An 11,448-nucleotide genomic window follows, 5' to 3' on the forward strand; every position below is an offset into this window, starting at 1 on the left:
TTTTTGACGCGCGGTTCCACTCTGTTTAGAAAACAGCATAGCTGTTTTCTCAACTCTCTTCCATAACGGCGGATACCGCCTTTGAATACTAGTCATAAAAACGTTCTTCAAAGGTCTCAAGAGGTGCATTTCTAAAGCCCGGCGCTTAAGTCTTTTCCAGCCGATGAAGACTCTCTCTTTAAAGGCCCTGGCTTTATACTTATCCCTGTCAACGATTTATCTTATTGAATAATGTTATTCAGCCGTTTTAAAACGGTGTCTTTCCCCAATAATTCAATGGACTGAGGCAGTTCAGGACCGTGGGTCTGGCCTGTCGTCGCTACGCGGATCGGCATAAACAGCTTTTTCCCTTTATGTCCTGTTTCTTTTTGAACGGCTTTGATGGATGCCTTGATCTCATCTGCCGTAAACGAGTCAAGCTGCTCAAGCTTTTCAGCAAATACGCGAAGCACTTCCGGAACCTGCTCTTCTTCTAAAACTGCTCTTGCTTCACGATTATACTGGATATCGTCTTTAAAGAACAACTCTGTTAACTCGACGATTTCAGCACCGTAGCTCAACTGTTCCTGGTATAGGGAAATCAGCTTGCGAACCCATTCCTGTTCGCTGCCTGAAAGCTCTTCTGAAACCCTGCCCGCTTTTTGCAAATGCGGAACGGTCAATTCGATCACCTGATCAAGATCAAGTTTTTTCACATACTGGTTGTTGACCCATTTCAGTTTATGCGTATCAAACACCGCTGGTGATTTTGACAAACGGTTTACATCAAATATCTCAATAAACTGTTCTTTTGTAAACAGTTCTTCTTCTCCGACCGGCGACCAGCCGAGAAGAGTGATGAAGTTAAACAATGCTTCCGGCAAATAGCCGAGCTCTTCGTACTGTTCGATAAACTGAATGATGGACTCATCACGTTTGCTCAGTTTTTTGCGGTTTTCATTGACGATTAATGTCATATGTCCAAATGCCGGGATATCCCAGCCAAGGGCGTTGTAAATCATGATCTGCTTTGGCGTATTGGAAATGTGGTCTTCGCCGCGCAGGATATGCGTCATTTTCATTAAATAGTCATCGACCGCTACCGCAAAGTTGTAAGTAGGCGTTCCGTCTTTCTTCACGATAACGAAGTCGCCGATGCCGTCTGTTTCAAAAGAAATTTCTCCTTTGACGATGTCATTGAAGTTGATGACTTCTCCTTGAGGCACCTTAAAGCGGATGCTCGGCTGTCTTCCTTCAGCTTCGAGCTTTTCCTGCTCTTCTTTTGTTAAATTGCGGCACTTGCCGGAGTAGCGCGGCATTTCTCCGCGGGCAGCCTGTTCCTCACGCTCTTTCTCAAGCTCTTCTTCCGTGCAGTAACATTTGTAGGCAAGCCCTTTTTCAAGAAGCTCCTCGTAATATGTTTTGTAAATGTCGTTTCTTTCGGATTGGCGGTATGGTCCGTATTCCCCGCCGACATCCACGCTTTCGTCCCAGTCGATGCCCAGCCATTTTAAATAGTTAAGCTGGCTTTGCTCTCCACCTTCAATGTTGCGCTTTCGGTCCGTATCTTCAATGCGGATGATGAATTTTCCGCCTTGGCTCCGGGCAAACAAATAATTAAAGAGAGCGGTTCTGGCATTTCCAATATGTAAATGGCCTGTTGGGCTCGGCGCATAACGAACCCGAACTTCGTTTCCCATCTGTCTAACTTCCTTTCGTCTCTAGCAGAGTTCAAATTTATTTCCTATTCTATCATCAAATGAACCTGTCTTCAAAATGAATTATGCCTTTTGGAGCAGAACGGAAGCCTGGGCGGCGATTCCTTCGGCTCTTCCCGTAAATCCGAGCTTTTCGGTTGTGGTCGCTTTTACGTTAATTTGGGAAATTTCCACCTCAAGCCCTTCGGCAATTCTGGCTCTCATGTCTTCGATATACGGCGCCATTTTAGGCTTTTGGGCGATGATTGTACAATCCAGGTTCCCGAGCGTGTAACCTTTTTCCTTCACAATCATCCAGACGTGACGAAGGAGTTTGAAGGAGTCGGCATCTTTGAATTCAGGGTCGGTATCCGGAAAGTGTTTTCCGATATCGCCCTCGCCGACGGCACCGAGACATGCATCCGCAATCGTGTGCAAAAGCACATCGGCATCCGAATGTCCGAGAAGGCCTTTCTCGTAAGGAATCGTAATTCCCCCGATAATAAGCGGCCTGCCCTCCACTAGTTGATGGACGTCAAATCCTTGGCCTATTCTAAACATGTTCATTCCTCTTTTCCGCTTCTAATATCGCTTCTGCGACAAGCAAGTCATCCGGGGTCGTCAGTTTGATGTTTTGATAATCCCCTTGAATGATTGCAACCGTACCCCCGGCTTCCTCGACCAGACTGGCGTCGTCCGTACCGAGGAAACCTTTTGCTTCAGCCTCAAGGTGAGCATTCATCAGAATAGAAAGACGAAAAGCTTGTGGGGTTTGAGCGGCCCACAAGCTTGAACGTTCAATCGTTCCGGCTACCTCACCGTCTTGAACGCGTTTGATCGTATCTTTAACAGGAACGGCAACGATGGCTGCCCCTGTTTCCTTCGCTTTCTCGACAAGCTGTTCGATATATTCCCGTTTAATAAAGGGTCTTGCTCCGTCGTGGACGAGGATCGTTTCCTCTTTGCCGGCCGCTTTAATGCCCGCAAATACGCTTTGCTGGCGTTCTCTTCCGCCCGGCACCATCTCGATCGGAGTTGTAAAATGATAGGTTTTTAAAAGGGTACTGAAATCACCGAATTCCTGTTCATTGATGACAAGAATGATCCTTTTGCAGGCATCATGGTTTTCAAACACCTTTAATGTATGAATAATCACAGGTATTCCTTTCGCCTCGATAAACAGTTTGTTTTTCCCAGCATTCATTCGTTTACCTTGGCCGGCGGCAGGAATGACGACTTCATAATTCATTTTATTTCTCCCTTTTTCAAAGCGCCTTTTCCAGCAGTTTCGGCTTGGCGAATATCATTCTGCCTGCCGCTGTCTGCAGCACGCTGGTCACGAGCACGTCGATATGTTTGCCGATATAATTTCGCCCTTCTTCCACGACAATCATCGTGCCGTCGTCCAGATAAGCCACGCCCTGATTATGTTCTTTTCCGTCTTTGATGACCTGCACCTTCATTTCTTCTCCCGGAAGCACGACAGGTTTGACGGCGTTGGCAAGGTCGTTGATATTCAATACGGCAACCTTTTGGAGCTCGCATACTTTGTTCAAATTGAAATCGTTTGTGACGACAACGCCTGAGGTCAATTTCGCCAGTTTGACAAGCTTGCTGTCGACCTCTTGAATATCTTCAAAATCGCCTTCATAAATTTCAACTTTGATATCGAGCTCTTTCTGGATCCGGTTTAATATATCCAGTCCTCTCCGCCCTCTGTTTCGTTTGAGGACGTCTGAAGAGTCGGCGATATGCTGCAGCTCCTCAAGTACAAACTGAGGAATCACAATGACGCCTTCAAGAAATCCGGTCTGACAAATATCAGCAATTCTCCCGTCTATAATAACACTTGTGTCTAAAATTTTCAGCTTTTTGTCTTCTTCCGGACGCTCTTCCTCAGCAGAACCTTTTTTCTTTCTTGATGTAAAAAGTGTCAGCATTTCATCCTTTTTCTTAAAACCTACACGGAATCCGAGATAGCCGAGAAATGCGGCCAACACAATCGGAATGACCGTGCTGATCAACTGATAAGGGATGTCTTTTAACGGAATGACGTTGACGATAAGATAAGCGAGCATAAGTCCGAAGATTAATCCCAAAGAGCCGAACAATAAATCTGAGACAGGTGCTTTGATCAAAGAATCCTCAATCTGCTTCACCCAGTTGATGACATGATCCGCACACCAGATGCCCAGAAGAAAAAAGATGATAGCTCCTAAACAAGCGGACGCATACGGGTTTGTTACTAAAGGTATGTCCTGTACATTTAACAGTACAAACAATTCCGGTATGAGAAATATACCGATAACGCCTCCCAAAATCGCAAAGAACGCTTGAACTATTCGTTTTAACATACCTTCACCTCCTTTAAAATAATCGTTTTAATTTTTATGAATGCAGCTGTTTCAACCTGAAAAAGGGAAAACAAAAAGTAAGAATAATATACCCATAAATTGCAAATTTTAATCACTTCTAGAAAATTTTCTCACAGCTGCCTGTCAGTATAATGTTTCTCCTGAAGCCTCTTTAACCCTTTCTTTATCTTTTGGGCACGAACAGCTCCAATTCCTTCCACTTCGTCCAAATCTTTTACATCCGCTTCGATAATGAGCTTTAAATGGCCGAATGCTTCGACAACATTCTCGACGATCGGCATCGGGAGGCGGGGGATTTTGTGAAGAAGTCTGTAACCTCTCGGAAAAACGTATTCTTCCATGTTCGTAGTGGCTGAATAACCTAAAAGCTTAAGAAGAATCGCGTCATCCAGCAATTCGAAACTCGACATATCCTGAAGCTGTTTCAGCAGAACAAACGGATCTTTGATCTTTTCTTTCACATAATCTTTAACGAACAGCGCCGCTTCCTGCTCCATATCGGTGATCAGTTCGCTAACCTGGAGCCTGATGAGATGGCCTTCTGTTCCAAGCTCTTTTATATACATATTAATTTCATTTTTGATTCTGAGCACCATTTCATACCGATGCAGAACGGAGATGACATCCCCAAATGTAACAAGCTCTTCAAACTCCAGCGCATTCAAATTGGAAATCGCATGGTCCAAAATAAGTTTGTATTTTTCGAGCGTCTGAATCGCCTGATTGGCTTTTGTTAAGATAAAGCCGATATCTTTGAGTATATATTTCATATTTTCCTGATAGAGCGTAATCACATTCCGCCTTTCAGAAATCGCAATGATTAGACAGCCGGTCTGCTTGGCCACACGCTCGGCTGTTCTGTGCCTCATACCCGTCTCAGAGGAGGGGATCGTCGCCTCAGGCATGAGCTGTGTATTGGCATATAGAATTTTTTGCCCTGAATCGCTGAGAATAATCGCCCCGTCCATTTTAGCCAGCTCGTACAGGTGAGCCGGAGAGAAAGAAGAATTAATGTGGAATCCTCCGTCAACCACTTCTTTCACTTTATCGTTGAAGCCGACCACGATTAATCCGCCTGTTTTGGCCCGGAGGACGTTTTCAATTCCTTCGCGAAGAGGCGTGCCGGGGGCGACAAACTGCAATATTTCTGAAAGATCCTGTTTCGCTCCTTTTTTGTCTTTTTCCATATATTATGATCCTCCTAATGAAGCGCGAAGGGCCTCAGCTACATTTTCAACGCCGACGACTTCAATTCCTTTCGGCTTTGTCCATCCTTCCACATTTGCAGAAGGAATAACCATTCTTTTAAAACCAAGCTTCGCCGCTTCCTGCACTCTCTGTTCTATCCTTGATACTCTGCGGACCTCCCCTGTCAATCCGACTTCTCCGATAAAACAATCCGTCGGTTGAGGCGGGGTGTCTCTGAAGCTTGAGGCGATGCTCACCGCAACGGCTAGATCAATCGCCGGCTCGTCCAGCTTGACGCCGCCGGCGACTTTCAAATAGGCGTCTTGATTTTGCAGGAGCAGGCCAACCCTTTTTTCTAAAACCGCCATCAGCAATGAGACGCGGTTATGGTCAATTCCGGTTGCCATCCTGCGCGGATTTCCAAAACTCGTCGGGGAAATCAGCGCCTGAATCTCTACTAAGACCGGCCTCGTGCCTTCCATTGAGGCCACGACACTCGATCCGGCTGCTCCCGCCGAGCGCTCTTCGAGAAAGATTTCCGACGGATTCAACACCTCTGTCAGGCCCTCTTCCCTCATTTCAAAGATTCCCATTTCATTCGTTGATCCAAACCTGTTTTTAACGGCTCTTAAAATCCGAAATGTATGATGCCGCTCACCTTCAAAGTAAAGAACGGTGTCGACCATATGTTCCAGAAGTCTCGGTCCGGCAATCGAACCTTCTTTTGTGACATGCCCGACGATAAATATCGGAATCCCTTTCGTTTTTGCAATTCTCATCAGCTCAGCGGTGCATTCCCTGACCTGGGACACGCTGCCCGGAGCGGATGTGATATCACTTTGGTAAACGGTTTGAATCGAATCAACCACCACGAATGATGGATTCATCTCTTCTATAGAAGACGTAATATACTCCATATCGGTTTCAGATAAAACGTGGAGAGTGGGGCTGTTGATGCCTAGACGATCTGCTCTCAGCTTTGTCTGCTTGACCGATTCTTCACCTGAGATGTACAGGACATTTTCTTTTGAATCAGCAAGCTGGGCAGATACTTGAAGCAGCAAAGTTGATTTTCCGATGCCGGGATCGCCTCCGATTAAAACGAGCGAACCTTTGACGATACCGTTTCCCAAGACGCGGTTGAATTCGCCCAGTTTCGTTTTAATTCGCGGCTCTTCTGTTGTTTCGATTGAAGTAAGAGGTGAAGGCTTTTGCACGGTTTGAACGGAATGCGAAAAAGCAGTTCTTCTGTTGGCGGCGGGTTTTTTTACCGTTTCTTCCACCATGGTATTCCATGTGCCGCATCCGGGGCACTTCCCCATCCACTTGGCGGATTCGTAGCCGCATGAGTGACAAATGAATTTAGTCTTTGTTTTAGCCATTGATTTTTCAAAACGCTCCCTTTATAAGAAAGTGAGGCATACTGATGAACATCGTATGCCTCTTTCTTTTGTCTCTATATTAGTTCGTTTTAGCTTCGGTTTTTACGACAAATTCTCCGTCTTCTACATCCAAAACAATATGCTGGCCTTTTTCAATATGGCCTTTCAGGAGCTCTTCAGAAAGCCGGTCTTCCACGTGTTTTTGGATTGCTCTTCTGAGAGGGCGCGCCCCGTATTCGAGATCCACGCCTTCATCGGCAATTTTTTCTTTAGCCGATTCAGTCAGCTCAATTGAAAGATCCTGTTCTTTCAGACGCTTGGTCAATTGTTCTGACATGAGGGATACAATATCTTTCAAATGTTTTTTCTCCAAAGAGTGGAAGACGATAATTTCATCAATCCGGTTGATAAATTCAGGTCTGAAGGCGCGTTTTAATTCACCCATGACTTTGTCTTTCATATCTTTATAATTCTGGGTTTCATCCTGCACATTAAACCCGACGTATTTATTTCTTCTGAGTTCGCTCGCACCGACATTTGATGTCATGATCAAAATCGTATTTCTAAAGTCGACCGTGCGCCCTTTTGAATCAGTCAGGCGGCCGTCTTCAAGCACTTGCAGCAAAATATTGAAGACATCAGGGTGAGCTTTCTCGATTTCGTCAAGCAAGACGACGGAATACGGTTTTCTTCTCACTTTTTCAGTGAGCTGTCCGCCTTCATCATAGCCGACATATCCCGGAGGGGAACCGACGAGTCTTGATGTTGAATGTTTTTCCATGTACTCGGACATATCGATGCGAATCATTGCTTCTTCATCGCCGAAAATGGACTCGGCAAGTGCACGGGCAAGCTCTGTTTTCCCTACGCCTGTAGGACCGAGGAAAATAAACGAACCGATAGGACGTTTTGGATCTTTTAAGCCGGCACGTGCGCGTCTGACTGCTTTTGCCACCGCAACGACGGCTTCATCCTGGCCGATAACGCGGGAATGAAGAATGCTCTCCATGTTCAGCAATTTGTCTGTTTCAGTCTGCGCAATTTTGGAAACCGGCACTCCAGTCCAGCTTGATACAACCATTGCAATATCGTCGACGGTCACTTCGGAATTTTCTTGCCCCTGCTTTTCTTTCCATGTTTTCTTGGTTTCTTCGACCTGTTCACGCAGGCGCTGCTCCGTATCCCGTAAAGACGCTGCTTTTTCGAATTCCTGGCTTTGGACAGCGGCATCTTTTTCTTTCCTTACTTCATCAAGCTTTTGTTCAAGCTCTTTTAAGTTAGGAGGCGTTGTGAATGAACGCAGGCGAACCTTTGAACCGGCTTCATCGATTAAGTCGATCGCCTTGTCAGGCAGAAAACGGTCCGAAATGTAGCGGTCTGACAGCTTCACTGCCGCTTCGATCGCTTCATCTGTAATCGATACGCGGTGGTGGGCTTCATAGCGGTCTCTGAGCCCTCTCAATATTTGAATGCTTTCTTCAGGAGACGGCTGGTCAACCTGAATTGGCTGAAAACGCCGTTCGAGTGCAGCATCTTTTTCAATGTATTTGCGGTATTCATCAAGGGTTGTCGCTCCGATGCATTGCAGCTCTCCGCGCGCCAGCGACGGTTTAAGGATATTTGAGGCATCAATGGCCCCTTCCGCTCCTCCGGCTCCGATGAGAGTATGTAGCTCATCGATGAAGAGGATGATATTTCCCGCTTGACGAATTTCGTCCATCACTTTTTTCAGGCGGTCTTCAAATTCACCGCGGTATTTTGTACCGGCGACAACCGTTCCCATATCAAGCGTCATGACGCGCTTGTCGCGTAAAATCTCCGGTACTTCATTGTTGATGATCTGCTGGGCCAGACCTTCGGCAATCGCCGTCTTACCGACACCGGGCTCCCCGATTAACACAGGGTTGTTTTTCGTTCTGCGGCTCAGCACTTCAATCACGCGCTGAATTTCTTTGCTTCTGCCGATCACGGGATCAAGACTGTCTTCTTTTGCAATCGCCGTGAGATCCCGGGCAAGACTGTCTAAGGTTGGTGTGTTGGCATTGCTGTTGGCGCCTGAAGCAGCGCCACCGCTCTCATTGCTCCCCAACAGCTGCAATACTTGCTGTCTCGCTTTGTTTAAGCTGACGCCTAAATTATTCAGCACCCTTGCCGCAACACCTTCCCCTTCGCGGATTAAGCCAAGGAGGATGTGTTCTGTTCCAACGTAGGAGTGGCCAAGCTTTCTTGCTTCATCCATCGCCAGTTCGGTCACTTTTTTGGCTCTCGGTGTGTAATGGATCGATTGTGACATCTCTTGCCCGCGGCCGATGAGGCTTTCAACTTCTTTTTGAATCTTGTCAGGGCTGAGTCCTAACGCCTGCAGCGCTTTTGCAGCAATTCCTTCTCCCTCGCGGACAAGGCCGAGGAGAATATGTTCTGTTCCAATGTTATTATGGCCCAGACGCAGAGCTTCTTCTTGAGCAAGCGCCAATACTTTTTGTGCTCTTTCTGTGAATCTTCCAAACATCATATTGTTTCATCCTCCTGTCTATTGCCGTTGTTTTCTAATTTCAGGCGCTCCCTGATAAGAGCAGCCCGCCTGATGTCCCTCTCGTTTGGCCTTAGGGCTCCGCCTGAATATTGCTGGAGAAATCCAGGCTGTGTCAGAATCATCAGTTCATTAAGTATATTGCTGGAAAGACCTTTTATTATCCCCAGGTCAATTCCAAGACGAACGTCTGAAAGACATCTTGCTGTTTCTTTCGACTCGATCATCCGGCAATTAGACAGTACGCCGTAAGATCTGTAGACGCGGTCTTCAAGCTCGATTTGCGAAGTCTGATAAAGCGCCTTTCTTGCTGAACGCTCTTGTTCAATCAGCTGAGCAACGACGCTGTTCAGATCTTCGACAATGTCGTGTTCCGATTTACCAAGGGTAATTTGGTTGGAAATTTGAAAGATATTCCCTAATGCTTCGCTGCCTTCACCGTAAATTCCTCTAACAACAAGCCCCAATTGGTTAATTGCCGGAATAATTCTGTTTATTTGCCTAGTTAACACTAAAGCAGGAAGGTGCATCATGACAGAAGCTCTAAGCCCGGTTCCGACATTTGTAGGGCAGCTGGTCAAATAGCCTCTTTGTTCCGAAAAAGCATAATCGATCCGGTCTTCAATCCAATCGTCCACTTGATTTGCTGCTTTCAATGCTTCTGACAGCTGAAATCCCGGGAACAGACATTGAATGCGAATATGATCTTCCTCATTCAGCATAATACTCACTTCTTCATTTTCAGAAAGAAGGCACGCGCCAAAGGAAGCTTCCGTCAAATGCGGACTGATCAGATGTTTTTCTACAAGAACCCTTTTTTCCAAAGGCTGCACCTGATCCATTTTCACAAGCTCAAATTTCCCGATACCGGGCACTTCATAGCCTGTGAATTGTTCTTCAAACAATGCGATAATCGCTGAAGCCTCTTCGTTTGAAAAAAGCGTTGGAAAACGAACTTTATCCAAATTGCGCGCAAGACGGATCCGGCTGCTCAGCACGATGTCACTTTCAGGGCCTTCCTGCCGCATCCAATTGCTTAAAGCATTCTGAATAAAATGCTGCAGTGACATCAGTCCTCCTCCTCCTTGTTTGCATTCAGGTTTTGTTCAAGCGATCTGATCTGGTCTCTGATGTTGGCTGCTTTTTCAAATTCCTCCTGCTGAATTAATTCTTTCAGCTCTTTTTTCAATGCTTCAACTTGTCTTCTTACATGCAGGTTACCGCCGATCCGCTTTGGTATTTTACCGGCGTGAACCGTGTTCCCGCTGTGAACTTTTCTTAAAACCGGAGTGATATAAGAATGGAAGGTTTTATAACATTCCGAACATCCAAACCGGCCTGTTTTTCGAAATTCCGGGAACGTCATGTTGCATTTTTTGCATCGCAGAACCTGGTCTGGCTGTTGAAAAAGCTGAGCCTCGCTGCTGTTTGTAAAGGACGAGTCAAAATTCAGCAGTCCGGATAATAAATTATGGATGGAAAATCCGCCACTTTCATTCATAGAATATGACTCGCTGTTCTCTTTCGCACATTGTTCACAGATGTGCATTTCTTTTTTTTCACCATTAATGACTTTCGTAAAGTGAAAAGTTGCCGGTCTTTCTTTACACTCTTGACATATCACGCTTCTCACCCGCTTTACTTAAATTTAAGTGACGTAAGCATGGCTTTCATCATTCTTGCTCTTAATTCGTCTCGTTCAGGCAAATCAATATATAAAACAGAACGATCCATAACACTCACCATCAATTTTGCTTCGCTTTCTGTAATGACACCATTTTCTAACAGCCTTAAAATGATATCGTCCGAAGCAGCTTGAGAGAGCCTTGTATAGATTTGATTCATAATGTTGTTAATCAAATCAATTTTATCGTTCATTTTAATTTTAATAATTCGAATATAACCGCCGCCGCCTCTTTTGCTTTCGACGATGTATCCGCGCTCGCTCGTAAAACGCGTATTGATCACGTAATTGATCTGAGAAGGAACACACTGAAATTTATCGGCTATTTCGCTTCGTTTAATCTCTAATATTTCTTTCCCGTTCTGTTCTAATATTTGTTTCAAATACTGTTCGATTATGTCAGAAATATTTTTCCCCACTCAGCCCCCTCCTTCACTTGACTTTGACTATATTTGACTTTAACTTTACTATAAGTGGTTTTCGTTTTTTTTTCAACTAATTGCGCTTCTTCCTTTATTATTTCCACTTTTGGCTGTCATAAAACCTTATGCAACAAGAAAAAAGACCAGCTGATATCAGCTGGTCTTTCTAAGCGCTTGGCGGCGTCCTACTC

Annotated in this window: 10 protein-coding genes and 1 other annotated feature (1 of these 11 cut by a window edge); all 10 genes read right to left on the bottom strand. The window is 45.4% G+C overall.

Features of this window, described 5'->3' with window-relative positions:
- Positions 1-221: a binding site (T-box leader), on the bottom strand; it reaches 11 nt to the left of the window's first position.
- The gene (gltX, locus tag BTA31_RS21820; RefSeq protein WP_076794193.1) at positions 222-1,679 is read right to left on the bottom strand and encodes a glutamate--tRNA ligase; all 1,458 of its coding nucleotides are present in this window, start codon (positions 1,677-1,679) and stop codon (positions 222-224) included.
- A gap of 81 nt (positions 1,680-1,760) precedes the next feature.
- Positions 1,761-2,237 carry a 2-C-methyl-D-erythritol 2,4-cyclodiphosphate synthase gene (gene ispF / locus BTA31_RS21825; RefSeq protein ID WP_076794195.1) on the bottom strand — a complete coding sequence of 159 codons (477 nt, stop codon included), beginning with the start codon at positions 2,235-2,237 and terminating at the stop codon, positions 1,761-1,763.
- Positions 2,230-2,925, bottom strand: coding sequence for a 2-C-methyl-D-erythritol 4-phosphate cytidylyltransferase (gene ispD, locus BTA31_RS21830; protein WP_076794198.1), 696 nt, complete (start codon positions 2,923-2,925; stop codon positions 2,230-2,232). Before ispD ends, ispF begins: the two co-directional genes overlap by 8 nt.
- Before the next feature lie 16 nt (positions 2,926-2,941).
- Complete coding sequence (locus BTA31_RS21835) at positions 2,942-4,030, bottom strand: PIN/TRAM domain-containing protein (protein WP_009330350.1); 1,089 nt, start codon at positions 4,028-4,030, stop codon at positions 2,942-2,944.
- Positions 4,031-4,161: 131 nt separating this feature from the next.
- Positions 4,162-5,238 carry a DNA integrity scanning diadenylate cyclase DisA gene (gene disA, locus BTA31_RS21840; RefSeq protein WP_043925487.1) on the bottom strand — a complete coding sequence of 359 codons (1,077 nt, stop codon included), beginning with the start codon at positions 5,236-5,238 and terminating at the stop codon, positions 4,162-4,164.
- A gap of 3 nt (positions 5,239-5,241) precedes the next feature.
- Positions 5,242-6,621: a DNA repair protein RadA gene (gene radA / locus BTA31_RS21845; RefSeq protein WP_076794200.1), complete on the bottom strand. Its 1,380-nt coding sequence runs from the start codon at positions 6,619-6,621 to the stop codon at positions 5,242-5,244.
- A 79-nt stretch (positions 6,622-6,700) separates the two neighbouring features.
- Positions 6,701-9,133 (bottom strand): ATP-dependent protease ATP-binding subunit ClpC, encoded by a 2,433-nt coding sequence (gene clpC, locus BTA31_RS21850; protein WP_076794202.1) that lies wholly within the window; start codon positions 9,131-9,133, stop codon positions 6,701-6,703.
- Positions 9,130-10,221, bottom strand: coding sequence for a protein-arginine kinase McsB (locus BTA31_RS21855; protein WP_003178273.1), 1,092 nt, complete (start codon positions 10,219-10,221; stop codon positions 9,130-9,132). The genes clpC and BTA31_RS21855 overlap by 4 nt, the downstream gene beginning before the upstream one ends.
- Positions 10,221-10,775, bottom strand: coding sequence for a protein-arginine kinase activator protein McsA (locus tag BTA31_RS21860; RefSeq protein ID WP_043925483.1), 555 nt, complete (start codon positions 10,773-10,775; stop codon positions 10,221-10,223). Before BTA31_RS21860 ends, BTA31_RS21855 begins: the two co-directional genes overlap by 1 nt.
- A gap of 14 nt (positions 10,776-10,789) precedes the next feature.
- Complete coding sequence (locus BTA31_RS21865; RefSeq protein WP_003178269.1) at positions 10,790-11,254, bottom strand: CtsR family transcriptional regulator; 465 nt, start codon at positions 11,252-11,254, stop codon at positions 10,790-10,792.
- Positions 11,255-11,448 lie beyond the last annotated feature (194 nt).

The sequence above is a fragment of the Bacillus haynesii genome (assembly GCF_001969855.1).
Lineage (GTDB): Bacteria > Bacillota > Bacilli > Bacillales > Bacillaceae > Bacillus > Bacillus haynesii.

What these genes read in the sequence shown, in the direction of transcription:
- disA (WP_043925487.1), bottom strand. Translation starts at nt 5,238, where the DNA reads ATGGAAAAAGACAAAAAAGGAGCGAAACAGGATCTTTCAGAAATATTG.
- gltX (WP_076794193.1), bottom strand. Translation starts at nt 1,679, where the DNA reads ATGGGAAACGAAGTTCGGGTTCGTTATGCGCCGAGCCCAACAGGCCAT.
- ispD (WP_076794198.1), bottom strand. Translation starts at nt 2,925, where the DNA reads ATGAATTATGAAGTCGTCATTCCTGCCGCCGGCCAAGGTAAACGAATG.
- radA (WP_076794200.1), bottom strand. Translation starts at nt 6,621, where the DNA reads ATGGCTAAAACAAAGACTAAATTCATTTGTCACTCATGCGGCTACGAA.
- BTA31_RS21855 (WP_003178273.1), bottom strand. Translation starts at nt 10,221, where the DNA reads ATGTCACTGCAGCATTTTATTCAGAATGCTTTAAGCAATTGGATGCGG.
- ispF (WP_076794195.1), bottom strand. Translation starts at nt 2,237, where the DNA reads ATGTTTAGAATAGGCCAAGGATTTGACGTCCATCAACTAGTGGAGGGC.
- BTA31_RS21835 (WP_009330350.1), bottom strand. Translation starts at nt 4,030, where the DNA reads ATGTTAAAACGAATAGTTCAAGCGTTCTTTGCGATTTTGGGAGGCGTT.
- clpC (WP_076794202.1), bottom strand. Translation starts at nt 9,133, where the DNA reads ATGATGTTTGGAAGATTCACAGAAAGAGCACAAAAAGTATTGGCGCTT.